Origin of the sequence: Pseudoalteromonas sp. NGC95, assembly GCF_015864705.1 — a bacterium.
GTDB classification, from domain to species: Bacteria; Pseudomonadota; Gammaproteobacteria; order Enterobacterales; family Alteromonadaceae; genus Pseudoalteromonas; species Pseudoalteromonas arctica.
Genome location: NZ_JADYWR010000017.1, coordinates 21106 through 44832 on the forward strand (window position 1 = coordinate 21106; position 23727 = coordinate 44832).

Here is a 23727-nt window from a genome sequence, read left to right on the forward strand (position 1 = left end):
GCTAAAGTTGTGTTAATAATGCCCTAAGTTATTACTAGGCACAATTTGTTTAGTTTTTATAATTTTTAGGTACAAAAAAACCACAATTAAGTGGTTTAAATTAAGTATGGTCCAGAGGGAGGGATAGATTTGCTTACATCCATATAATCAATCGCTACGCGACGCTTGCAGCGGCCTAAAATGTTCCAGACATTTTGTCGAACCCTGTCGAGGGTTCTCACCCTCCCAATTTTGTACTGGTGTTAAAATTTAGGCACAAAAAAACCACAATTAAGTGGTTTAAATTAAGTATGGTCCAGAGGGAGGGATAGACTTGCTTACATCCATGTAATCAATCGCTGCGCGACGCTTGCAGCGGCCCAAGATGTTCCAGACATTTTGTCGAACCCTGTCGAGGGTTCTCACCCTCCCTATTTTGTACTGGTGTTAAATTTTAGGCACAAAAAAACCACAATCAAGTGGTTTAAATTAAGTATGGTGGAGAGGGAGGGATTCGAACCCTCGATAGAGCTACAAACTCTATACTCCCTTAGCAGGGGAGCTCCTTCGGCCACTCGGACACCTCTCCAACGCATAACCGTTTGTATTGATGGAAGTAAAAAAAGCCACCAATTAAAATATGGTGGAGAGATAGGGATTTGAACCCTAGATGGGCTATAAACCCATGCCGGTTTTCAAGACCGGTGCATTCGACCACTCTGCCATCTCTCCGTGACGCAGAATAATACTTAGGTGATACCGCTGTGTAAATAGCAAAATGACTGTTTGCCTAAAAAACGTACGTAAATGAGGTTTTTTTTGTAAATAAGGGGAAATTAAGGCAATTTTTAATAAAATAAATAGGTTGCAGCAAACAAGGGGGAGCTAAATAAGTGACTTCATTTAGTGGTTGAGTGTTCGCTGCACCGAAAAATAATCATGGTTGGGTGATTATTTATATTGAGCTGCGCCGCTAAGTGCTAGTCTTTTACCAATAGTGTTAAGTCTAGCTAACATTCTTGCTTTACGGTTAGTTGGTTTAACTGCTACTTGAGCTGCTGCTGTTTGATTTAATGTGTTAATTGGTTTCATTATTTTGCTCCGGGTTGTATATGTTGAAATCGCGTGCATTTTGCACGTTGTTTGATTAAAAAGACAACGATAAAAATTGAGCCTGACGGATTAGTTAAACTAATCCTTATTTATTTTATTAACGTGCGGTCCAGTGTTTTTTATTATGGTTTTTGCATAAGTAGTTAAAATAAAATCGGCGTTACTCTCACCAATACTGGCATTTGTGTGTGTTTTTATTTATTTATATGCATTTTACACAACCTTTTTTGACTAGTTATTCAGATTAAAAAAACTCAATTAAACTCTTTTTCATTCGTTCTCAAATACATTGTTGGAAACAAAAGCTTGTCACTACTAATAATTATTAAACCAAGTACAAAAAAACAGAATGAAAAATCACTAATGTGGCTTAAAAGCATCTGTAAAAAACGCAGTTTTTCTTATTGTATGTTTACTACAACAGGAAACTTTAACAATGACAGCGCTCAAATAAGGTTGCTACTGAGTAAATTTACCAAAGTAGTTGTACTTGGCGGAGACGGTACATTGAGCTTGGCGGTTAATGCGTTAATAGGGAGTAGCTGTACGTTAGCATTATTGCCTTGCGGTACAGGTAATGATTTCTCGAGAGGGTTTAGTTGCAAAGAAGATGATTGGCGAAAGGCATTATTTAATACACCGACAGCAATTGATGTAGGAAAAATTAATAGTCGCTATTTTATTAATATTGCAGGGGTAGGGTTTGATGCTCATGTAGTTAAAGCGATTAATGCTAAAGCTAGTTTTTCATCTTTTGATTACAGTTGGACGAGCATTAAGGAGCTATTTTATTATCAAGCTCAGCAGTTACAAGGTACGTTTAATAACGATGTTAGGCAGTATAAAAATTTAATTACCGTATTTGCTAATCATAAGTACTTTGGTGGTGGTCTAGAAATAGCGCCAAAAGCAGATTTAACTGATGGGCTGCTTGAGTGTTATCAAATGCGATCGGGTGGGCTTTTTTATAACGTAATAAGCTTTATGAAGTTGTTTTTTAAGCGCCATCAGCATATAAAAAACCTTAACTACAGTCGCTTAAATACAGCTTCCATAAAAACTGAAGGGTTATTGATTGAAGCAGATGGTGAACTGGTAGGTAAAACTCCTGCCGTTATTAGTGTACATGGGCAGGCTTTACTTTTTCATATGCCAATAAAAAAGCGCCTACAGTAGGGTAGGCGCTTTTACGTTAGTTGCGTTAATAACGCGTCTAACTGGGGACGGAGCCACTTTTAGCCATTGCTCTATTAGCTAAAAAGGCGTTAATTCGTTTTGTTAGGGTAAGCACAATGGCGTTACCTAATAGCACTAGGCTAAATCCTGCAAAGGTATTTGCGTGCCATTCAAAGCCTTCAAAAAAACTACTCAGTGTTACTGCCACTAGTGGGAATAAAACAATAACGTAGCTGGCTTTTTCAGGGCCTATATTTCTAAGTAGAGCAAAGTAGCAACCAAAAGCGATTACAGTGCCAAATATTGATAGATAAAGTAGTGATAGCCAGTAACTTGGTGGAGCGTTTAAACTAAATTGCACATCGTTCATTAATACATATAAAGCCAAGCCTATAGCGCTGTATAACATGCCCCATGCATTGCCTTGCAACACACCAATTTGTTTACGAGAATTACGAACGCTTACCATATTTCCTAATGAAGCCACAAAGGTGCCACCAAGGGCAAGTAGTAACCCGACCAATGCACCATTACTCAAGTCGAACTGCTGTAACGGTGGCCAAAACAGACACGTAATACCTAATACAGCGAGTACAGCACCTGTATAAATTCGTTTTGAGATTGGCTTACCAAAAAATAACCGAGTATTGACTATGTTCATAACCAGCAGCATTGAAAAAGCAATAGAGGTCATGGCTGAGGTAAGGTGATTTTGTGCCCAGTAAAGCATTAAATAATTTAATCCAAAATTACAAATGGCTAATAAAACAAAAAAGCCATGATCCAGTAACTTAAATCGCATGTCGGGTTTTTTGTACGCTACATATAACCACATTAAAAGCGCTGCAATAGCAAAGCGATAAAATAACGATAACTCTACCGCAATATCACCTAACTGAAACTCTATGGCTAACCAAGTTGAGCCCCAAATTAAAACGGTTGTAATGTATAGCGCTGCACTTTTCATGGTTAGTCCTCAAAGCCCGATTGAATGGCTATTTTAAGACCTATCTGTATACTTACCATATACAGAAAAGTAAAAATGTAACCTATACAGATTTGGTGTGTGATGATAAGACAAAAAAATGGCCAAGGGCATGAGTTTTTATATCAGCAAGTTATTCAGTTAATTAGGGATATGAGTGCTCAACAAGTTTTACTCCCCGGCGAAAAACTACCATCACTACGTAAAATGGCAGATAACTTAAATATAAGTATTCCCACTGTAAAACAAGCGTATCAAGCACTTGAGGATCAAGGGCTAGTAGAGGCACGCGAAAAATCAGGTTACTTTTTAAAAGCTGTTAACGCCGCGCATAACTTACCTAAGCGAGTTAAATTAAGTCGCGAGCCTGTTGTGGTAAATAAACAAGCCTTAATAGAGCAGGTATACAGCGCCATTCATCAAGCTAACGTAGTCCCTTTTGGTATCGCTAATCCTATAGCCGCTGCACCTACCGATAAAGCACTGGCCAGAAATATGCGCCGAGTAATGACAATTGCCGGCAGTAAAGCCATTAACTATGGGCCAACAGATGGATTTGTGCCGCTGAAAAAGCAACTAGTGCATCGCTATCTAGATTTTGGCATTGGTATTGATATGGACGAGCTTGTTATCACCAATGGTGCGCAAGAGGCCATGGCTATTGCGCTTAAGTGCGTGACAAAGCCAGGCGATGTAGTTGCCATTGAGACGCCTTGTTATCACGGGATTATAGAGCTAATAGAGAGCTTAGGCCTCAAAGCGCTCGAAATACCACTGTGTCCAGATAACGGCATTTGGCTAAACGATTTAGAACGTGCTTTAAACGAGCATGATATAAAAGCGTGTTTATTCTCGACAGCAATTAGCAACCCTGTAGGCAGCTTTATGCCAGATAAAAACAGGCAGCAGCTGGTGGAGCTACTTGAAAGTCATGACGTAGTGCTTATTGAAGATGACGTATACGGTGATTTATATTTTACGGCAAAACGAGGCACACCTGCTTTAGCGTACTCTAAAAAAGGATTAGTGATTAGTTGCTCATCTTTTTCTAAAACGGCAGCGCCGAGCTATCGTGTAGGTTGGTTAGTTGCGGGTAAATTTGCAACGCAAGCAAGGCGATATAAAAGAGCACTAAGTTGCTCTGCTTCGTTAATAAACCAATGGACGTTATCTGAGTTTATTGCCAGCGGCGAGTACGACCGAAATTTAAAAGTACTTAGGCAACGCCTGCGCGATAACAAAGAGCGTATGCGATGGTGCTTACAACAAGCTATGCCAAAAAATACACGTATAAGCGATCCAAAAGGAGGTTGCGTAATGTGGCTAGATTTAGGAGGCGAGTACGATAGCCAAACATTGTTTTTACTTGCGCTTGAGGTGGGTATTAGTATTACCCCTGGGCTTGTTTTTTCAGCCTCGAATAAATATAAAAGCTGTGTAAGGTTAAGTTATGGTGTGCGATGGAGCGCGCAAATTGAGCAAGCAATAGTTACATTGGGTAAGCTCACTTTATTAGCTAAAAAGTAATACCAATCTGCTTATATATGGGGTCTATTTAACGTTAAGAAAATTACGCTAGAACTAGGCAAAAGTTTTTGTATCTAGTTGTTCTAAATAAAAAATTTTTAACGAAGTTATAGTGCAATTTAATTCGTTAAACTGATCAAAGATTTATGCAGGTTGGTATAAGTTTGGGAAACACAAAAAAGCAGCATTTAAGTAAACTTAAGTGCTGCCAAAGGGATGTTAAATAATGTTTGCTGTACTAATTTTGTTTAAAGCTAAATAACTGGTAACCTTCAAGCTCAGGCACTTGCATTACTAATTGCTCTTCTTGTTTTGCTATATCAGCAAAGCTTCCACATAAAGAGTTAGCACGTTCTTCAAGTGCGCTTGCATGTAGCTCTACTTTCTCTTCTATTTGTGCACCCATATTTTCCATACGTTGTTCAAAGGCATCCATATCACCGCCTGAACCAAGTAACTCAGAACCTAAAGCTACTAAAATACTGCCCATTGATTGCATCACTGCTGATTCAACCGCTGTTTCTATCTGCTGCTCAAATTGTTGTTCAAAGTTTTCGCCAAATTGATTAAAACTTTGTTGGCCCATTACAAATGTACCTTGTTGGTAAAATGTGTTTTCTACTTCGATTTTAATGTCATCCATAAGCTCTGACATATTATCAAGGCCGTCAATATTAAATGCATTGCCTACTTCTTCTAATGCTACACCGGCAATTTTAACACCCTCTAACGCTATATTAGCTACTTCAGGTAATTGAGTGCGTAAGCTGTCAGAGTACTTATTCAGTGCTTCGCGTTGTGAGCTATTAAGCGCTACAAGCTCGCCATTTACGGTTAAGTCACCATGGGTATTAAATTGCATAGTTTTATTATTGGCAGTAAAAATTTCTAATTCGTTTGGTTTAATACGTACATCGTTTTTAAATTCGACGTTACATTCATCGTTACTAAATGAAATTGCAGAATCGTTGTCGTTATGAGCCATAGCGGTTGGCGTACAAATTAATGCGCTAACTAATAGTAATTTTTTCATGTTTATTCTCTACTTTTTGTTGATGACGATTAATTAATAACAAGTTTGATGCCAGTTTTATTTTTTCATAAAAAACAATTGATTAAGTGTTTTTCTTTATTTTTTAGCAAGTCAAAATAATTAATAAATAGCTATTTTTTAGTCAAATTGGCTAACTAATAAAAATTAATAAATTTTATTTATCGATACGATAAAAAACTCTCACTTTCCTCAATTCAAATTTAGCGCTATTTATTCACATTACTGACATGAAGACTATTTACAGTAGTCGCGTGGCTTTACTTTGATGTTAATTTGCAGAGCACTTTGGCATTAAACATTTTTAATTTTACCGGCTATTGCGATAATAAAATCCTTGGTTGGTCTCAAACACTTTATGGAGTGGGTTGTGGGTAAGACATTTAGTTACGATGCGCTAGATGACGATTTTGTTGAAGACGAGTACGAAATGCTCGGACGTAATCAACACGATAAGAACAAGCAAAAGGTTAAAAAGAAGTTGGAAGACTACCTTGAGCAAAAGCGCTTGCGTAAAAATCTAGGCGAAGACGATTTAAGCGATTACACCGATTAAATTTCACTAGTATAAATAAAATACCAATTAATATTGAGAGTTTAAATGTGCAGTTATGCGTATGTTTAAGTTTCAATAGTATTGGCAATAAAGAGGCCTTGCGCCTCTTTATTACTTTTTAAAGCGTACTTTTAGCCTGTGCTAATGCTTTTTGAATTGTAAGTTCTAGCTTTTCGGGTTTAATAAAAGGTGCATAACGTTTAATTGGTGTACCATCTGCGGCAATTAAAAATTTAGTAAAATTCCACTTTATTTTACGTGTTAAAAAACCAGGTAAAGCCGATTTCAAGTGACGAAATACAGGATGTGCATGCTCACCGTTTACATCTACTTTGGCCGCCATTAAAAAGCTCACACCAAAATTAATTAAGCACCCTTGCTCTATTTGTGTTGCGTCGCCGGGTTCTTGCTGACCAAATTGATTGCACGGAAATCCCAGAATAACTAAACCTTGGCTGGCATACTTATTGTGCAAAGCTTGCAGTGACTCGTACTGGTAGGTAAATCCACATTTACTTGCGGTATTAACAATAAGCACAACCTTACCTTCAAAATCATTAAAGTTGATAGGTTGACCCTGTAAGCTTGTTGCGCTTAATTGATGAAATTCGTGCATATTGGCGTCTTTTTTATTGTTGTTAGCCGCATTTTAACCTGAGTGCAGTATTTCATAAAGTATAAAGATCGCACTAATTTAAAATTAGAAATAGCCCCATACCGGCAAGCGTAGTGTAATAAATATTATGTGTTTTGTAGGCAACAATAATGGCGACTATTGCTGCGCTTAAATAAGGGTTTTGCCAGTTTAAGTTAATGCCATCTTCATTCAAAAACACGATAGGCACCCAAATTGCTGTAAGCACTGCTGGTGCGCTAAAGCTTAAAAATTGCTGCATTTTAGGGCCTACTTTAAACGGCAAAGCACGGTGTAAAAACAAATAACGCGTAAAAAATGTAATGCACGCCATGAGTAAAATAGTCGTCATCATGGCGTTACTTCCTTTTTAGTGGCTAGTCTTGCTGTGCTGTAACCTGCGGCCATTGCCAGCAGCGCTGAGCAAACAAGCCATAACTCAAATCCTGTGCTTTTTAAAAGCGTTGCGCTAATGCCTGCTACAACTACCGTAACGAGTGAGGCCAAATTTTTAATGCCCGGAATAACCAAAGCTATAAACGTGGCAGCAATGGCAAAGTCGAGCCCTAAATTAGTTAAATCGGGCAGCATTGTGCCTGCTACAATGCCAATTAACGTCCAAATATTCCATGCAATATAAAAGCTAAAACCAGCGCTCAATGCGTATATTAAACGTGTTTTTGTTCTGTACGCTTTTCTATGGTGAGAAAATGCAAATAGCTCATCGGTTAATACAAAACTTACTGGTAAGCGCCAACGCATAGGTTGGTCAATTACCTTATGACGCACAGCTAAACCGTATAAAAAGTGCCGAGAGCTAATAATAAATGTTGTGAATAAAATTGTAAGCAATGGTGTGTTGCCCGCCATAAGTTCAATCGCAACAAGCTGTGCAGAGCCTGCAAAGACTAATAACGACATTGCTTGGGTTTCTAGTGCACTAAAGCCATTTTGAATCGCTAAAGAACCACATAAAATGCCCCAAGGAACAACAGCTAAACACAGTGGTAGCATATCTAAAAAGCCTTTTAAAATAGCTTTTTTAACTGGTTGCATGATATTTACTCGCACGGCTTGTAGAATGGCTCATAAGGATACCTTAATATTATGATGTTAAAGTAGTTAACGAATTAGATAATACTGTTTTTTTAAGGATAGGCGCAATGACGACGTTAAAAGTGTGGGATGGGTTTATTAGATGCTTTCATTGGTTTTTGGTTGTAAGTATTGCGGTGCTTTATTTTAGTATTGAAGAGGGCATGATTGAGCTTCATTTTGTTGCTGGGTTCTTTACTTTAGCACTCATCGTAACGCGTTTAATATGGGGCGTTATCGGAAGTAAAACTGCGAGATTAAGTGGGTTGCTGCACTCTCCTCGTGCTATTTTAAAGGCACTAAAGACACCAAGCGATTCGCTAGGTCATTCAGCACCTGGCAGTTGTATGGTAATGGTATTTTTTATAATTATAATTACGCAGCTTATTACCGGGTTAATGAGTAGTGATGGCATTTTAACTGACGGCCCGCTTGCTCAATATGTGTCTAGCGATACGATTGATTTTGCAAATTGGCTACATGAGCTGAATTTTGACATTTTACTTTATGCTATTGGTCTACATGTATTAGCTATTATTGTTTATAGAATAAAAGGTAAGCCGCTAGTTAAGGCGATGATCACAGGCTCAAAAGAGTTAAAAGCGGATGGCTCTGAGGCTAAAGTAACAAAAGCGTCTTGGCCTGCGTGGCTAATATTTATATCTTTATTGGTGCTGCTGATATTTACGTGGGCAAAAGAACCTTTAACTTATTTATTTAGTTAAAAACACACTAAACCAACCCTAAAGGGTTGGTTTTTGTTTTTGGTTACATTCTTTTGTTTGATTGTTATGCGGGGCCGAATTATAATCGCCGCATTGCTGGCAAACTAATCGAAAGATTAGGGCGCAAAGTTTCCGGTCTAAGGCTTTTTATAAAGCTATGGTAGCGGGACTACTGCATAACGTGTTGTTATGTATCACTTGCCCTCAGTGTATTTTTTGTGTATCCATAGTGTATGGATAAGATTTTGTAACTCTTAAGGTGTTGCCGTGTTTATGCATACGTCGTTGGCCTGTGGAAAGTGGTCAACAATAGGTTGCTTAAATCATCATACCCAATTGTTTATTGGCGATGTGGTGAGTGTAACCTTTTATGACATGCAAGGAGAGCTAGTTAGTTTATCATTTGATTACAAAATCACCTCGCTTGAACAAGGTGAGCCTCACGCATGGCCACGTTTAGTTGCCGAGCATATTAACGTGCATGTACCTCTTGTTAGCGCAGGTAAAATGACCGAACAAGGTTTAATTGTTGCCTATAGAAACAATGAAATTTTTGCTTTGCAAAGCAGTGGGATATGTAAAGCGCATGTCGATTTTCATTGTATTGCAAAATGCGATGAGCGTGTTGTTAATAACCTTGATACTTATGATTACGTGTACCCTGAAAATTGTGAAAACTATAATGCGGGTACAAAGGTATTGCAGCCAAAAACAGGGCATGTTTATCAATGTAGGCCTTGGCCATTTAATGAGTTTTGCCGCGCGAGTGACGATAAAAAGTTTATGTTCGAGCCCGGTGTTGGACAAAGCTGGGCTATGGCTTGGCAGCAAATATAAGGCTGTTAGTGAATTATCTTCCCAAAGGTATAGCGGTTTTAGTAATGAAGCGTTTACCGTTTTAGCCCATCCAACTATTGGATGGGCTTTTTTATTTTTATGATAAACTGCAAATCACATTATTTTTTTAATTGGTTTTGTTGTGTCTCGTCCTGACTACTCTTTAAGTTTATTACCTAATTTCCCGATTGCTAAACAGCAAGCCCATACATTAAGTACTCATAATAAAATACGCACTGATAATTACTATTGGATGCGTGATGACGATCGTCAGGATGAGCAAGTACTTGCACATTTACATGCTGAAAATGCATATAGCGATGAACAGTTAGCTGCAATGAAGCCACTCCAAAATACACTTTTTGAAGAGTTAAAAGCACGCATTGTAAAAGACGATAACTCGGTACCCGTTAAAGACGGGAAATACTGGTATCACTCAGAAGTTCGTGGTGACGATGAGTACTCTCGCCATTATAGAAGCACGAGCATAAGGGCTGATAATAAAGAGCTTTTACTCGATGTGAATATATTAGCTGAGGGGTTTGAGTTTTTTGAGCTAGGAGAAGTCGCACTAAGCCCATGCGAGCAGCTTATGGCTTACTCTGAAGATACTGAAGGTCGTCGTATTTATAATGTTCGCTTTAAAAGCTTAACGACCGGTGAAATGCTACCTGATGTACTTGAAAATACAGAAGGGCAGGTTGTTTGGGCTAACGACAATAAAACTGTTTTTTATGTAAAAAAAGATTTAAAAACGCTACTAGGATACCAAGTATTTAGGCATGAGCTTGGCAGCGAGCAAAGCCAAGATGTAATGGTTTACGAAGAGCAAGACAGCAGCTTTTTTATGGGGCTTGGTAAAAGCCGCGACGAAGGCTTAATTATTATTGATTTAGCATCGACAGAGACCAACGATACATGGGTGCTTGATGCTAATAAGCCCACTGACGAATTTAAAGCATTAATGCCGCGTGAAGATGGCCACGAGTTTGACGTAGATAAGCTAGGTGACACATTTTATATTGTGACTAACTGGCAAGCTAAAAACTTTAGATTAATGACAGCAACAAACGAAACGATTGCTGATAAAACACAATGGTTTGAGCATACAGCTCACAGAGAAAATGTACTGCTTGAAGGTGTAGAGTTATTTAATGACTTTTTAGTATTGAGTGAACGCGAGCAAGGGCAAGCTCGATTCGTAGTTGTTAATAGGCTAGGGGATCGTATGGCACTTGAGTTTGCCGATCCTTGTTATTATGCTGCAATAGCAATGAACCCAGAGCCAGACACACGCACTGCGCGTATTTATTACTCAAGTTTAACAACACCAGGCTCTTTATATGATGTTGATTTAGCAACTGGCGAAAAAACACTACTTAAACAGCAAAAAGTACTCGGTAGTTTTAATGCCGATGACTATCAGTCGGAGCGATTAATGGTAACTGCTCGCGACGGAGTTAAAGTACCTGTATCTGTTGTTTATCGAAAAGGCAGCTTTAAAAAAGATGGCACAAATCCGTTATTTCAATACGGCTATGGCGCCTATGGCTATACGATTGATCCTAGTTTTTCTAGTTCGTCACTGAGCTTGCTCGATCGTGGCTTTATTTATGTTATTGCGCATGTTCGAGGCTCTGAAATGCTAGGTCGCGAATGGTATGAGCAAGGTAAAAAAGAGCATAAACAAAATAGCTTTAGTGACTTTATTGATGTGACAAAAGCGCTTGTTGATCAAGGTTATTGTGATAGCAATAAGGTGTTTGCCTCAGGTGGCAGTGCCGGAGGCCTATTAATGGGGGCGGTTGTAAACCAGGCACCCGAGTTATATTGCGGTGTTGGCTGTCATGTACCATTCTTAGACGTATTAACCACAATGCTTGATGAAAGTATTCCACTCACAACAAATGAATACGATGAATGGGGTAATCCAAATGAGCCTCAATTTTATGATGTGATAGAAGCTTACTCGCCTTATGACAATATTAGCGCACAAAACTACCCGAACATACTCGTTACTACCGGTCTTCATGACTCACAAGTACAGTATTGGGAGCCTATGAAGTGGGTTGCAAAAATGCGTGAACTTAAAACAGACAGTAATATTTTAGTATTTAAAACCGATATGGATGCAGGTCATGGCGGTGCATCAGGTCGTTTTAAAAGCTTAGAAGAAAAAGCCCTCGAAATGGCCTTTTTTATTGCGCTGTTAAATTAACTGCAAAATCGGAAAATTGTATTACTCTATATATAGAAGTTGATATATATAAGGTAATTTATGTTTGGAGCACATGGCGAATTTCAGATTTGTTCACAGCCCCCTCATATGTATTTAAAATTGAAGGGGAGCTTTAACAATGAAGGAATAACATCATTAACTAATGGTGTTATTCAAGAATTGAGCACTCACCCTGAAAATACAATTAAGTTTGTGATTGTTAACTTAAAAGAGTTTGAACTGTTAACTTTAGATAGTCTTGATTCGTTAGAGGCCTATTTTGCGGGTGTAAAAGAACGTGGCTATCAACGAGTTGACTATATAAACATTAATATCATAGCTAAAAACATGTTTGAAAAAGTATGGAAAAATAGCGATGTAGAAGTTAATTTTTATAAAGATACCGAAAGCTATTCATTAGTGCATCCAAGTGATAGTTATATAAAACAGAACTGGTAATTAATATGAGTATTATAAACCGCTACTGAAGAGGGCTTATAATGCTCTCTAAACACCCTTTATAGCGCCTTGAAAGGTTTAAGCACATATCGTTTTTAAGTCTTACTTTATAATCGCCACTGTCAGTAGGCATCAGTTCACAGATAGCTTGTTTTCTTACCAGCGTTGAGCGATGAATACGAATAAACCCTTCTGGCTCTAGCTGCCGTTCAATATTTTTCATGGTTTCGCGGTGTAATACCGGTGTACTACCTTGGGTAAAATGCAGCTCTACATAATTGCCCGCACCATTAATCCAAATAATATCTTTTATATCAATTAGCCTTACCTTACCTACATCTTTAACTACGATATGTGATGATGGTTTTTCGGTTTGTGTGCTTTGTTGATATTGACGTTCGGCCGCGCTTGCAATCGGGCAAAGGTGAATCAGTTTATCAAAGCATTTATCAATACGTGGTGCAGTTGAATCTACAATTAAAAAATCAACAGCGCCAACTTCAAAAGCAAAACTCGCAAAATGACCCGACTGGGCAATAATGACTAACTTAAGCTTTTTAGCTAGCTCTGTTAAATGCACTATTTGCATAGGGTCAGCCAGATTAGTTAGTTCGTAAAAAAGTACGTTGTATTGATCTGTATCTATCTGATCTAATCTGTTTGCCTGAATAAAAGATTGAGATTCAAAGTGTCGGTGCTCTTGCACGCGCTTTGTTAAAAATGTTGCAAACTTAGTGTTACTAACAAAAGTTAATGCATGAAAAGAAGCGACCATTATTTTATATCTCTTGCTGTATATAATAATAAAGACCGTGCTTAGCGGAAAAACTGTTATGAAAAGTACAATATATTTATAAAATAATTGTGACGTACTAATTCGTCCCATAAAACTAGCTATTCATACCAAAGATTACGCCTAATAAATAACGTACGTAGAGTGTTTAAATAAATCCCCTTACTGTAATCCGCGAAGTAACTATTTAGTTACAAAAATAACAATTCAGGGGAATTATATGACATTAACTAACAAAGGTAGCGCACGATTATTTAAAAAATCGTCGTTAACAGTTGCGCTAAGCAGCGCGATACTTGCAAGCATTTCATTTCAAGGTGTGGCTGCAGAAGATGACGAAATTACTAAAATAGAACGTGTACAAGTTACAGGCTCTCGCATTCGTTCAGCTGAGGCGATGTCATCAGCGCCTATTCAAGTTGTAGATAGCACAGCAATCGACGCATCTGGTTCATTAAATATTCAAGATTTACTACTAGATAATCCAGCATTTGGTTCACCGGCAATCAGTCGTACTAACTCAAACTTTAGTACAGCGAGTGCAGGTGTTGCGACTGTAGATTTACGTAATTTAGGTTCTAACCGTACATTGGTATTAGTTAACGGTCGTCGTTATGTATCAGGTGTACCAGGTAGCTCTGCTGTCGATTTAAACACTATTCCGAGCCAATTTATTGAACGTGTTGAAATTATGACAGGTGGTGCTTCATCTGTTTATGGCTCTGACGCTGTTGCTGGTGTAGTTAACTTTGTACTAAAAGATGACTTTGAAGGCGTTGAGTTTGATGGTCAGTACGGTGAATCGAGTGAAGGTGATGATGAGTCACGCCAATTTAACTTTACCTCAGGCTTATCAAGCTCAGATGGTAAAGGACACGCAATGTTTCACCTTGGTTACTCTGATCAAGGCGCTGTTTTCTCACGTGACCGTGATCGCTCAGCGGTAGACCAATTTTCAGGTATTTTCTTCGAAGATGATCCAGTAGCAAATCCAGGTTCTGTATTTGATGCAGTAAGCCCGTTTTTATCTTCATTTCCACCACAAGGTCGTTTTAGCGCTGGGGATGAAACATTTACGTTTAATGATGCAAATAACCTACAAAACTCATTTAGTACTAATGGCGGCGATGGCGTAGCTGCAAATGGTTTTAACCGAAGCGGTGTACGTACAATAGCAATACCTACAGAACGTTACTTATTTGCCTCAAATGGTAGCTACGAGTTAAGCGACAAGCATAGCTTTTTTTATGAAGGCACTTACGCTGCAACAACAACCGTTTCTGAATTAGAGCCATTTCCTTTTGCCTCTGACGACATTTATGCAAATGGCCAGGTACCAATTGAATTTAATGTAAACGGTGAGCTTCTACGTAACGCGTTTGTTCCAGACGATATATATAACGCAGCAACCGATACCGACGGTGATGGCGCACGAGATATCTTCTTTGCAAAACGTTTAAGTGATATCGGTAATCGTGGAGCACGAGCAGAGCGTGATACATTCCGTTTAGCACTTGGTTTTCAAGGTGAAATAGCCGATGGTTGGTTTTACGATACTTACTATGTATACGGTAAAACAAAAGAGCAACAAGTTTCAGGCGGTCTAGTTAATGTACAAAGCTTCCGTCAAGGTTTAGAAGCTGTGATCGATAGCCAAGATTTAGATGGTGATGGTATTACTGATGAGGCTATCTGTATCGATGCGACAGCACGTGGCTTTAATTGTGCACCAGTAGACATTTATGGTTTTAATTCGTTATCGCAAGGTGCTATTGATTTTGTAAGTGCACCTAGTTCGCTTTCAACGTCGGTTGAGCAAGAAATCATTGGTGGTAATATTTCAGGTGATTTATTTGATTTACCAGCAGGTACGGTAGGTATTGCAGCTGGTTTTGAATACCGCGAAGAATTTTCACGCAGTGAATTTGATGCACTACAGCAAGCAGGTCTTAATGCGGGTAATGCAATCCCAGCAACAGAAGGCTCGTTTGATGTAACTGAGTATTATGTAGAAGCAAATATCCCAGTGCTTGATTCTGTAACGATGAATGCAGCAGTTCGTTTATCTGATTATTCAACTGTAGGTAGCACTGAAAGTTGGAATGTGGGTGTTGATTGGGAAGTAATGGATAGCTTACGTTTACGTGCTACTCGTGCTCGTTCAACACGGGCTCCAAATATCGATGAACTATTTTCTCCGCCTTCACAAACTTTCCCAAGTGGTTTAAACGATCCATGTTTAGGTGTTACTAATAGTGGTGGTGGTGCTGCTGGCGATGCTTGTAGAACAGATGGTGGTGTTACAACTAATATCGCTTCAAATGGTGAGTTCACGCTTAACCAGTCTGACTTACAAGGCATTAGTGGCTTTAACCGTGGTAACCAAGATTTAAAAGAAGAAGTTGGTGACTCTGTAACAGTAGGTTTAGTATTTACACCAGAAAACCTAATATCAGGACTAGATATTACGCTTGATTACTTTGATATCGAAATTACAGATGCAATCGTATCAACACCTCGTCAGTTTATTCTTGATCAATGTTATGGCGGCGGCGATACAAGCTTTTGTGACTTTGTAACTCGTCGTAGTGCGCCATCAGGTAATAATAGTGCTGGTTCACTAGAATTTATCGACAGTGGTGTATCTAACAGTGGTGGCTTAGGTACAGAAGGTGTTGATTTAACACTAACGTACTCTGCTGATATTGGTCCTGGTGCGTTTAGAACTCGCCTTGCTTATACTTACCTAATCGATGGTTATAGCATTCCACTTCCAGGCGCTGATAAAGATGAGTTTGCTGGAGAAATTGGTGCATCAGAGCATAAAGCTAACTGGAACTTTGGTTATAAACTTAACGACTTTGATTTTAACTGGAGCTTAACTTACATTGGCGCTGCAGACTTTGATGATCAATTCTTAAGTGGTTTTGGTATTGCTCCAGGTGGAGTAGGGATTGGTTCAGTAACGTATCATGATGTTCAAGCAAGTTACCATATCAGCGATTCAACAGAGCTTTACGCTGGTGCAAGTAACTTATTTGATAAAGAGCCACCACGCATTTTATCGGGTGTGAGCGGTTCAAGTACTGGTACTGAAACTGATGCTGGTACGTACGACCCAATTGGTCAATCATTCTACATAGGTTTTAGAAGTAAATTCTAACCAACAATAACGACACTAATATAGTTACTTAATTAGTTACGTTCACAAAGCCTCAGTATCGCTGGGGCTTTTTTATTGGAAAAAATAATAAGAGCAGTAATGCTTATACATTGTTTATCCCAATATATGAGCATTGTGCCCACTTAAACCAAAAACAACGCCACTGGTAACAGGGGCGTTGTTTAGTATTGGGAGGAGACTAATATAGTAACCGAATCGCTTGATTATTTAACGATTTATCCCTATTTGTGGCCCTCTTCATTGAGGGCTTTTTTTTGCTAGTTTAGTCTAAGTAAGCCTTTAGCATCCAAACCAATTTTTCTTGCTCTGAGATGTAATCGCTCATTAGTGAGGCTGTACCTTCATCGTCTGCATCACCAGCTTGGGTTAAAATATCACGCTGCATGTGAATTAATGTACTGTAACCAGCAAGTAGATTCTCTACAGCTGTAACACCATCACTAATACCTTTAGCTTCTTTAATTTTACTTACTTCAAGGTAATCAGAAAATGCATGTAGTGGTGCGCCATCTAACGTTAAAATACGTTCTGCAACTTCATCTACTTTAAGAAGTAGTAAGTTATAAATTTCTTCAAACTTAACGTGTAGTTCAAAAAAGTTACGGCCTTTAATATTCCAGTGAAAACCACGCGCGTTCATGTATTGAATCTGGTAGCTACTCAATAATGTATTGAGTGACTTTATGATGTCTTCGCTTTTTGCGCTGTTTAGACCAATTGCGTTTACATGTGACATAACTTGCTCCTTGAATAACCGTTGATTTGTGAACTTGTGATAAGTATTACTAATTTCGATAAATTAGTAAAATCGTTTAAATGTATCTAGTTAATAGTTTTAACCTATTAGCTGTTTTTGATACCTATATTCACTTTAGACTATTAATAGAAGTGGGTCTGATTAATAAAAATACTACCCCTCAAAAGTAAATAAACCTCAAAAGTATATAAATCATGATCTAAAACAAACTTTATTCAAGGTAATAACTTAGCTATTTTTTTATTGATGCAGGTCAAAAATCATCCACCCTAACGGCGCATAATAATGTTGTCGAAATAATTAGGAGAGATAACATGCATGCAAAAACAGCGAAACAAAATAAAGCAGAGTTAATAGTGGTAGGAATTGCAGTCATCGCATTTGTACTTGGGTTAGTAGCGCACTTAGCGGGTGCAAGCTTTGCGAACTCAGATTTTTTTGGCTACATTGCAGCGCCGATTCCGCTTATATTGGCAGTGGTATTTTTAATTAGTTATAAAATAGCAGCCAATGCTGAGGATTAATCTTTCTCGTTTAAGCACTTTAAAATGTAATCGAGTACTTGGCGCGAGTAAATCATACTGGTATGGCTTAAATGAAACACTTTATGTTCGGCCATACCTTTAAGCTTGGTTTCATCAAGCAATACAGTGCCATCTGATTTACTACCTTTAACTATAAGGGGCATTAAACCAATGGGTAAGTCACCTGCAATGCTGTAGAGCTTAGCTTTAAATGGCCAATTACCGTTCTGTGTAAGCAAAAATTCAACACTATTTTTTAAAAAAGATTCAAACCCTTTTTGTTTCATTTTTTGCGCTATATGGCTGCCTTTATGTGGAGTACCCAGTGTAATTACCTTAGTTACATGCTGGCTAGCAGGAGAGTTTGCCTCTAGGTAAGCACGTGCAATAAGCCCTCCCATTGAGTGGCATACAAGCGCTGCAGGTTCGTTAGAAATACACTCATCAATTTGTGCAAATATGGTGTCGCGGTGAGGGTCGAGCGTATTATAGGTAATGTTTAATACCGTCATACCCGATTCTTCAAGTCGTGAACAAAGTGGGCGCATAACAAAGCCAGACATATACAAGCCATGTAAAACAATAACGTGTTTAACTTTCATATGCTCCCTAATACCAATTTTATTAAAAACATGATCATTCTAGCGTATTAAATAATCCGCTACCTGCGTTAAAAATTATTTATATAGAACAACTATATGTCATAATTTTTGCCTTGTTATCGACTTATTTATTTGTCGCTATAATAGATAATTAATTTAATGCAATTGGTATAACTACCGTAATTACATTAATTGCAGCGGTTTTATTTCAATATTGGTTGTATCGGTATTTACCCATACTTCACCATCTTGAATGGTAATGGCGAGCTTAATTCCACGATCAACCAAAGCAGCAAGTGCTTGTGTTGCTGCATAATCAAGGCTAAAAATACTTAGATTTTTAAATTCATACAATTTAGGTTGGTGTTTTTGCCACCAAATTGCTTGATTGTTTTCACCGTAAGTATATAGCACCACTTTTTTAGATTTATTACAGGCTTTTTTAAGGCGTTTTTCATCTGGTAAGCCAAGTTCAATCCATAGTTCTATTTCTTCACTATAGCTTACATGCCAAAGTTCAGGTTCATCATCAGCGCTTAATCCTTTAGTAAATTCTAAACCATCACAGCTATTTAGCGCAAAAGCGAGTAAGCGAATCATCAACCGCTGATCTGTTTCTGAAGGGTGTTGAGCCAAGGTTAAATTAAAATCTTGATAAACGTGGCGGTCCATATCGCTAAGCGATAACTGCACTTTCATAATGGTGGATTTAAGAGCCATAACAACTAATCTGAAAAAATTTGCGTCAGTATAGCGCAATTAAATGAATTGCCAGTTAAAATAGCAGTTAATTATACGTTAGGAGTTAAAAATGGCTATCCAGTGGTTCCCTGGGCATATGAATAAAGCCCGCAATGAAATTAAAGAAATAATGCCACAAATGGATGTGATCATTGAAGTGCTTGATGCGCGCATTCCCTACAGTAGTGAAAACCCGATGGTGGCAACCTTGCGTGAAGGTAAGCCGGTCATCAAAATTTTGAACAAAGCTGATTTAGCTGATCCTAAAATGACTCAAATCTGGAAAGATTATTTTGAGCAAGAAAACGGTGTTAAAGCGATTTCTTTTGGACATGATAAAGCCGCTGAAGTAAGTCGTATAAATGAGCTTTGTAAAAAGTTAGTGCCGCATAAAGTGGGTGCAGATAAGCAAATTAAAGCCATGATAATGGGTATTCCTAACGTGGGTAAATCTACGTTAATTAATGTACTGGCTGGACGCATAGTTGCAAAAACAGGTAATGAACCTGCGGTAACCAAAGCACAACAACGCATTAAGCTTGAAGACGGTATTATGCTTTACGATACGCCAGGTATGTTGTGGCCAAAAGTAGAGAATGAAAACTCAGGTTATCGTTTAGGCGCTACCGGTGCCATTCGTGATACGGCGCTTGAGTATGAAGAAGTAGCAAGTTACACCGCTGAGTACTTATTGCGTGCATACCCTGAGCTTTTAAAAACGCGTTATAAAATAGACGAATTACCAGAAAGTGATTGGGAATTTGTTGAAATGGCGGGTAAAAAACGCGGCTGTATTCGTGGTGGTAACCAAATAGACACGTATAAAATGTCTGAAATACTAATCAACGAATTACGCGACGGTATTATTGGCCGTATTACTATGGAAACTCCGCAAATGCGTGAGGAAGAAGAAGTAATGGTTGCTGGTTTACGCGCCGCTGCAGAAGCTAAAAAAGCAGCTAAAGAAGAAGAAAAGCTTCAACGCCGAGCGCGAGCTCGTAAAAACCGTCGTTAATATTTAACCAGAGTTCAGGTTATTTAATTAAAGTGATTTAGTTTTACTAAATTACAGACATAAAAAAAGCCCGTAAGGGCTTTTTTAGTTTCATATCTACCGTCACCGATATGAGCAATGTAGCAAGTAAAATAGTAGGGCGGTTACTCATCATCAACATCAAGGGGCGTTGCGGTTCATAACAAGTAACCATAGCTGTTTACGTGCGCCACACGTTGTTTCAGGGTCGAGAAACAAATCAATTCATTCCTTAACAAGTGGTATGCAATCCGTCTTGTTGATATTGATTATCAGTTAGATCTAACTATCTGTCAACACCTAAATGCAAATAATTCTTATTATTGTGGCGCTTGTTTTTTATTCATATATAAATCGGCTAGTTAGCACTGCCATTTCATAAAAATGCTTATCTTGGTTAAACAATTAAGAATAGATGTTTAATGCTTATTGAATAATTTGATATGAATTTTTATTATAAAAGTATTAATCTTTCGAAGTTAAAATAAATTCAAGCTAGGAATGATTTTATCGCCTTCCAAGACAGCGACTGCTTTGATATCAAATCAAATAGTCTCTTATAAAATCTTAGCCCCCAAAGATCAATAGTCTTTAATTAGTGGCTAAAAATATTCGTACTTAATTGGATATTTTTAGCCACTAACGCACTTTATTTGCTGTTATACGTAAATTAATCTGCTCCACTAGTACTTTATCCTGCTTGTTTAGACGCCCTACAATGAGCAAGAAATCACTACCGTCAGTTTTTATTACTTTAATGCTTGTGTTATCAAGTTTGGTTTTACCGTAGGTGGTTTCTATTTTTTCTATGTCTTTAAAGTGACTAAGATCCGATTCAAGCCTGCCGTCATCGTTTTTGTAGTAACTAAAAATATAGTTCTCGGTTATTCCGTTGCCGTCTTCTCGGTAATCAAATACTGCATCGCTATAAAAATAAAGTATTTCTTCGTTTTCAGGTGTTAGGCGATTACGTTTTAAAAAGTGTACTTGGTAAGACCATAAACTATCGCCTTTTATAATTGCGGCATTGGGTAAAATATTTACTTCTTGAAGTACGCCTAAAAATAATAGAGGTGCAAACGCAAGCGAGATTAAATACTGTCTAATTCGCCAGTACGAGTTGTAATGTAGGGCTTCTTTACTTATATCGGTTTGTTCAATGTAACTAGCTAGAGGCAACCATAAAAATGGCATTATACAAATCACTATGGTTGCGTATTCGTCCATTTGATAAGCAAAGGCGCTGGCGAGTACTATTAGCCAGAGTGTTAAGGCAGTCCAGTTAGGCATTACTCTATTTTTGTTTAACTGTTGTTGGCTGTGCTCTGCAAGTGCGAGATACAAAGGGTAATACCATAAAAACGCAAATATACCTCGAGCAATAGGCATAATACTTGAGTTATCGCGCTCTTTAATGGCTTTAAAGTTACGATAACTCCAATAATTAACAAATATGCCTAAACTTAAAATACTGTAAATAATGAACTTACTTACAGATACTGCATAAAATGGACTGTCTTCAAATTTTACTTTTTTTGCTGACTCTAATCGCCAATCGGCGAAAAAGAATATGAGTACTAAAATATAGCCAGCCAACACATATTTAAGCCAGCTATAACCAAAGCTATCTAGCACATCAGCTGTTGTTTGAGGTGTTTCGGTCGTTTCCGCGTATTTTAGAATAGGGTAATGGGTTGCTGATATTAACTTTTTACGCTGTGCTAAATAATCATCTATTTGAGCGGCTTTAATATGATCTTGTTTTGCGTAATAGTCATAACTCAGTGTTAAAACGTTATCATTAAATTCAGTAGTTGTTTTTAGATTGAAGTAGTCGTTATCAATTTCTTGTTGATCGCTATCAAATCCCCAACCTTTTTCTGCAAAATGTAGTTTTATTGTGGTGTTAATTATATTGGGGTAGCCAAAGTAGAGTGGGTCGGTGCGATTTACCTGCTTTGGTTCGTAAACGCTATTTTGTATTTCATTCGCGTAAAAACTAGCTTCGTAGCCTTCGTCTGTTTTTTCCCAAAATTCACTAATTAAATACGATTCTTTGGTTATTAGTTTACCCGTTTGTTCTTGTTCACTAATAGTCATTGCTTCATTGATTGATAGACCATTTAAAAAGCCTTGGTAATACTCGAAATAAGATTTAGCAACGCTATTTAGACCACTGCTGGCTATATTGCTTCTTCGGTTAATAGCTTCAAATTCAGCATAAGTGTACTGGGTTTCAAAACGTGATGGCTCAGATACTTTTTCAGCAATAAAAAAGTTATCTTCTACAGATACATTTGTATGTACAGGTTTTTGCGCCATTGAAGTTAAAGTGGTTTCATCTTTATCAATAATAAGTGCATAGCCATAATCAGGCTGTGCTAAATATTCGAGAGTACCTCGTTGGTAACTAACCGTAGGATCGAGCCAGTAGCGTTTTCCGTTTTGTTTAAGCGTAACAATTACGTGATTAAATACACTTGCAGAAGGTGGAAGTTCTTTTAAACGTTTGGTTTCCTCTGTATCAACTAGCGCAGGGAAGGCCTCTATATCCATCGCTTTTAATAACGAGATAAGCAGTACTGTTTTATCTTTGCAATCGCCATATCGTAGCGAAAGCGTTTCTGAAGCTGACGTTGGTTGATGCGAGTTAGTGCCCATTTCGAGCCCTAAATATCGAACTTCGTCTTGGCTAAAGCGCAGTGCTGCTGCAATTTTGTCTGATGTTTTTGTGTGTTTTGCTTTTATTTCTTCAGCTACATCCAAAATGCTGTTTGGGGTTTCTATGGCTGATTGATAAAGTGGATATGCCCAGTTAACTACCTGACCCCAATCGTCAAACTCAGAAAAGTAAACTTGTGTATACGGGTCGTACCACGTTGGGGTTTGAGAATTTTGCTCGAGTAAGGGTTCTTCAAAAAGAGTTATAGAATAATCTTTGCCATATTTGTTAAGCGTTTCTTGAATATCAGCTGCGCCGTTTATTGTATTTATATGTAGAGGTGTTTGTTTACCCCAAAGTACACGCATATTTTGTTGCACTACAGGTACCGACCAGTTAAGCGTGCGTCTTGTACTAAATTTATTAGCATATATAGGGTTGCTACCTGTCACTGTGTAGCTGTAATCGAGTATGTCGCCACTGCGCATATCATCAATAATAATATTGAGTGATAAGCTACCATTATAAATACGATCAGCTAATTCAGATTCACCCTGTATAACCGTCATTCTCGCGCTACCAAGCTTATCAATGCGCTCATTATTTCTAATAATCGTTAAGCTATTTAGTGTTAGCGACTCGTAACTTGGATCAAAATCAAGATTAAGCTGGCTTATATAATCAACACCACTTTGATTTAAAGCTTTCATAACCAAACGCGTATAGCGTTGCTGTTTTTGTCTGCTCGGTATATAGGATTGGTTATCGAGTAACAAATAAAGTGTGCCGTCACGTACTTTGGTTATGTCGGAATGCTTGGGTTGCTCAATAATATGTGTATTAACCCAATTAGCTGGTTTATCTATTTTATATTGCTGCGCAAAAATACTATGAGAGAAAATTAATAAGGTAAGTGCAATTAGCCAAGAGCTGAGTCGAAGGAAGTTCCATTTCATTGTAGGGTCTTATAGTTGTTTTTATAAATACTATTGAAGGAATAATGTACCAAATTTAGGCTTTTTTGACAATGAGATGTTAATAGAATCCATCCACATATTTATATCTATAATTATGAT

Annotated in this window: 21 protein-coding genes, 2 tRNA genes and 1 riboswitch; of the genes, 10 read left to right on the forward strand and 13 right to left on the reverse strand. The window is 37.9% G+C overall.

All coding sequences use genetic code 11. The annotated features are described in order from the left end of the window. Positions 1 to 475 precede the first annotated feature (475 nt). The 3 genes from I6E70_RS15085 to I6E70_RS15095 form a co-directional block, all read right to left on the reverse strand. Positions 476 to 568 (reverse strand) — tRNA-Ser (locus tag I6E70_RS15085). A gap of 52 nt (positions 569 to 620) precedes the next feature. Continuing rightward, positions 621 to 711 (reverse strand) — tRNA-Ser (locus tag I6E70_RS15090). Positions 712 to 930: 219 nt separating this feature from the next. Beyond that, positions 931 to 1071 carry a hypothetical protein gene (locus I6E70_RS15095; RefSeq protein ID WP_010554841.1) on the reverse strand — a complete coding sequence of 47 codons (141 nt, stop codon included), beginning with the start codon at positions 1069 to 1071 and terminating at the stop codon, positions 931 to 933. A 327-nt stretch (positions 1072 to 1398) separates the two neighbouring features. Between I6E70_RS15095 and I6E70_RS15100 the strand changes: the two genes are divergently transcribed. Beyond that, on the forward strand, positions 1399 to 2268 hold the full coding sequence (locus tag I6E70_RS15100) for a diacylglycerol/lipid kinase family protein (protein ID WP_101216220.1): 870 nt from the start codon (positions 1399 to 1401) through the stop codon (positions 2266 to 2268). A gap of 37 nt (positions 2269 to 2305) precedes the next feature. Here the strand turns inward: I6E70_RS15100 and I6E70_RS15105 are convergent, their stop codons facing one another. Further along, entirely contained in the window at positions 2306 to 3235 is a 930-nt protein-coding gene (locus tag I6E70_RS15105) for a DMT family transporter (protein ID WP_197189041.1), read from the reverse strand. A gap of 102 nt (positions 3236 to 3337) precedes the next feature. Here I6E70_RS15105 and I6E70_RS15110 point away from each other — a divergent pair, with 102 nt between their 5' ends. Further along, positions 3338 to 4780, forward strand: coding sequence for an aminotransferase-like domain-containing protein (locus I6E70_RS15110; RefSeq protein WP_197189042.1), 1443 nt, complete (start codon positions 3338 to 3340; stop codon positions 4778 to 4780). Positions 4781 to 5018: 238 nt separating this feature from the next. Here I6E70_RS15110 and I6E70_RS15115 read toward each other — a convergent pair whose 3' ends face one another. Continuing rightward, entirely contained in the window at positions 5019 to 5813 is a 795-nt protein-coding gene (locus tag I6E70_RS15115) for a YggN family protein (RefSeq protein ID WP_197189043.1), read from the reverse strand. A gap of 388 nt (positions 5814 to 6201) precedes the next feature. On the opposite strand from I6E70_RS15115, the gene I6E70_RS15120 reads away from it, so the two are divergent. Further along, positions 6202 to 6387: a PA3496 family putative envelope integrity protein gene (locus I6E70_RS15120; RefSeq protein ID WP_007579801.1), complete on the forward strand. Its 186-nt coding sequence runs from the start codon at positions 6202 to 6204 to the stop codon at positions 6385 to 6387. A gap of 118 nt (positions 6388 to 6505) precedes the next feature. Here the strand turns inward: I6E70_RS15120 and I6E70_RS15125 are convergent, their stop codons facing one another. The 3 genes from I6E70_RS15125 to I6E70_RS15135 form a co-directional block, all read right to left on the reverse strand. Continuing rightward, a complete protein-coding gene (locus I6E70_RS15125; protein WP_197119981.1) occupies positions 6506 to 7003 on the reverse strand; it encodes a glutathione peroxidase in 498 nt (165 codons plus the stop codon). A gap of 73 nt (positions 7004 to 7076) precedes the next feature. Beyond that, the gene (locus tag I6E70_RS15130; protein WP_004335020.1) at positions 7077 to 7376 is read right to left on the reverse strand and encodes an AzlD domain-containing protein; all 300 of its coding nucleotides are present in this window, start codon (positions 7374 to 7376) and stop codon (positions 7077 to 7079) included. Continuing rightward, positions 7373 to 8077, reverse strand: a complete 705-nt coding sequence (locus I6E70_RS15135) for an AzlC family ABC transporter permease (protein WP_165726621.1) — start codon at positions 8075 to 8077, stop codon at positions 7373 to 7375. The genes I6E70_RS15130 and I6E70_RS15135 overlap by 4 nt, the downstream gene beginning before the upstream one ends. 107 nt (positions 8078 to 8184) lie before the next feature. Here I6E70_RS15135 and I6E70_RS15140 point away from each other — a divergent pair, with 107 nt between their 5' ends. From I6E70_RS15140 to I6E70_RS15155, 4 genes are all read left to right on the forward strand, one after another. Beyond that, the gene (locus I6E70_RS15140; RefSeq protein ID WP_197189044.1) at positions 8185 to 8841 is read left to right on the forward strand and encodes a cytochrome b/b6 domain-containing protein; all 657 of its coding nucleotides are present in this window, start codon (positions 8185 to 8187) and stop codon (positions 8839 to 8841) included. An 88-nt stretch (positions 8842 to 8929) separates the two neighbouring features. Continuing rightward, positions 8930 to 9018, forward strand: a riboswitch (cyclic di-GMP riboswitch). 96 nt (positions 9019 to 9114) lie between these two features. Further along, the gene (locus I6E70_RS15145; protein WP_010554848.1) at positions 9115 to 9678 is read left to right on the forward strand and encodes a hypothetical protein; all 564 of its coding nucleotides are present in this window, start codon (positions 9115 to 9117) and stop codon (positions 9676 to 9678) included. 142 nt (positions 9679 to 9820) lie between these two features. Next, a complete protein-coding gene (locus I6E70_RS15150) occupies positions 9821 to 11896 on the forward strand; it encodes a S9 family peptidase (RefSeq protein ID WP_197189045.1) in 2076 nt (691 codons plus the stop codon). 60 nt (positions 11897 to 11956) lie between these two features. Beyond that, positions 11957 to 12355: a hypothetical protein gene (locus I6E70_RS15155; protein WP_197189046.1), complete on the forward strand. Its 399-nt coding sequence runs from the start codon at positions 11957 to 11959 to the stop codon at positions 12353 to 12355. A gap of 22 nt (positions 12356 to 12377) precedes the next feature. On the opposite strand, the gene I6E70_RS15160 is transcribed toward I6E70_RS15155, so the two are convergent. After that, positions 12378 to 13130 carry a LytR/AlgR family response regulator transcription factor gene (locus I6E70_RS15160; RefSeq protein WP_010554851.1) on the reverse strand — a complete coding sequence of 251 codons (753 nt, stop codon included), beginning with the start codon at positions 13128 to 13130 and terminating at the stop codon, positions 12378 to 12380. Between the two features lie 238 nt (positions 13131 to 13368). Here I6E70_RS15160 and I6E70_RS15165 point away from each other — a divergent pair, with 238 nt between their 5' ends. Then, positions 13369 to 16311 carry a TonB-dependent receptor domain-containing protein gene (locus I6E70_RS15165; protein WP_007579812.1) on the forward strand — a complete coding sequence of 981 codons (2943 nt, stop codon included), beginning with the start codon at positions 13369 to 13371 and terminating at the stop codon, positions 16309 to 16311. Positions 16312 to 16594: 283 nt separating this feature from the next. On the opposite strand, the gene I6E70_RS15170 is transcribed toward I6E70_RS15165, so the two are convergent. After that, positions 16595 to 17068, reverse strand: coding sequence for a Dps family protein (locus I6E70_RS15170; protein WP_165726624.1), 474 nt, complete (start codon positions 17066 to 17068; stop codon positions 16595 to 16597). Positions 17069 to 17403: 335 nt separating this feature from the next. On the opposite strand from I6E70_RS15170, the gene I6E70_RS15175 reads away from it, so the two are divergent. Then, on the forward strand, positions 17404 to 17613 hold the full coding sequence (locus I6E70_RS15175) for a hypothetical protein (protein WP_007579816.1): 210 nt from the start codon (positions 17404 to 17406) through the stop codon (positions 17611 to 17613). On the opposite strand, the gene I6E70_RS15180 is transcribed toward I6E70_RS15175, so the two are convergent. After that, on the reverse strand, positions 17610 to 18215 hold the full coding sequence (locus I6E70_RS15180) for an alpha/beta fold hydrolase (RefSeq protein ID WP_197184363.1): 606 nt from the start codon (positions 18213 to 18215) through the stop codon (positions 17610 to 17612). The genes I6E70_RS15175 and I6E70_RS15180 overlap by 4 nt on opposite strands. Before the next feature lie 183 nt (positions 18216 to 18398). Next, complete coding sequence (locus tag I6E70_RS15185; protein ID WP_024589486.1) at positions 18399 to 18935, reverse strand: YaeQ family protein; 537 nt, start codon at positions 18933 to 18935, stop codon at positions 18399 to 18401. A 91-nt stretch (positions 18936 to 19026) separates the two neighbouring features. Between I6E70_RS15185 and ylqF the strand changes: the two genes are divergently transcribed. Further along, a complete protein-coding gene (ylqF, locus tag I6E70_RS15190; protein ID WP_197189047.1) occupies positions 19027 to 19971 on the forward strand; it encodes a ribosome biogenesis GTPase YlqF in 945 nt (314 codons plus the stop codon). A 657-nt stretch (positions 19972 to 20628) separates the two neighbouring features. Here the strand turns inward: ylqF and I6E70_RS15195 are convergent. Further along, a complete protein-coding gene (locus I6E70_RS15195; RefSeq protein ID WP_197189048.1) occupies positions 20629 to 23607 on the reverse strand; it encodes a DUF3857 domain-containing transglutaminase family protein in 2979 nt (992 codons plus the stop codon). Positions 23608 to 23727 lie beyond the last annotated feature (120 nt).

What these genes read in the sequence shown, in the direction of transcription:
- I6E70_RS15180 (WP_197184363.1), bottom strand. Translation starts at nt 18,215, where the DNA reads ATGAAAGTTAAACACGTTATTGTTTTACATGGCTTGTATATGTCTGGC.
- I6E70_RS15145 (WP_010554848.1), top strand. Translation starts at nt 9,115, where the DNA reads ATGCATACGTCGTTGGCCTGTGGAAAGTGGTCAACAATAGGTTGCTTA.
- ylqF (WP_197189047.1), top strand. Translation starts at nt 19,027, where the DNA reads ATGGCTATCCAGTGGTTCCCTGGGCATATGAATAAAGCCCGCAATGAA.
- I6E70_RS15165 (WP_007579812.1), top strand. Translation starts at nt 13,369, where the DNA reads ATGACATTAACTAACAAAGGTAGCGCACGATTATTTAAAAAATCGTCG.
- I6E70_RS15140 (WP_197189044.1), top strand. Translation starts at nt 8,185, where the DNA reads ATGACGACGTTAAAAGTGTGGGATGGGTTTATTAGATGCTTTCATTGG.
- I6E70_RS15125 (WP_197119981.1), bottom strand. Translation starts at nt 7,003, where the DNA reads ATGCACGAATTTCATCAATTAAGCGCAACAAGCTTACAGGGTCAACCT.
- I6E70_RS15195 (WP_197189048.1), bottom strand. Translation starts at nt 23,607, where the DNA reads ATGAAATGGAACTTCCTTCGACTCAGCTCTTGGCTAATTGCACTTACC.
- I6E70_RS15155 (WP_197189046.1), top strand. Translation starts at nt 11,957, where the DNA reads ATGTTTGGAGCACATGGCGAATTTCAGATTTGTTCACAGCCCCCTCAT.
- I6E70_RS15135 (WP_165726621.1), bottom strand. Translation starts at nt 8,077, where the DNA reads ATGCAACCAGTTAAAAAAGCTATTTTAAAAGGCTTTTTAGATATGCTA.
- I6E70_RS15110 (WP_197189042.1), top strand. Translation starts at nt 3,338, where the DNA reads ATGATAAGACAAAAAAATGGCCAAGGGCATGAGTTTTTATATCAGCAA.
- I6E70_RS15175 (WP_007579816.1), top strand. Translation starts at nt 17,404, where the DNA reads ATGCATGCAAAAACAGCGAAACAAAATAAAGCAGAGTTAATAGTGGTA.
- I6E70_RS15170 (WP_165726624.1), bottom strand. Translation starts at nt 17,068, where the DNA reads ATGTCACATGTAAACGCAATTGGTCTAAACAGCGCAAAAAGCGAAGAC.
- I6E70_RS15185 (WP_024589486.1), bottom strand. Translation starts at nt 18,935, where the DNA reads ATGGCTCTTAAATCCACCATTATGAAAGTGCAGTTATCGCTTAGCGAT.
- I6E70_RS15095 (WP_010554841.1), bottom strand. Translation starts at nt 1,071, where the DNA reads ATGAAACCAATTAACACATTAAATCAAACAGCAGCAGCTCAAGTAGCA.
- I6E70_RS15130 (WP_004335020.1), bottom strand. Translation starts at nt 7,376, where the DNA reads ATGATGACGACTATTTTACTCATGGCGTGCATTACATTTTTTACGCGT.
- I6E70_RS15115 (WP_197189043.1), bottom strand. Translation starts at nt 5,813, where the DNA reads ATGAAAAAATTACTATTAGTTAGCGCATTAATTTGTACGCCAACCGCT.
- I6E70_RS15105 (WP_197189041.1), bottom strand. Translation starts at nt 3,235, where the DNA reads ATGAAAAGTGCAGCGCTATACATTACAACCGTTTTAATTTGGGGCTCA.
- I6E70_RS15160 (WP_010554851.1), bottom strand. Translation starts at nt 13,130, where the DNA reads ATGGTCGCTTCTTTTCATGCATTAACTTTTGTTAGTAACACTAAGTTT.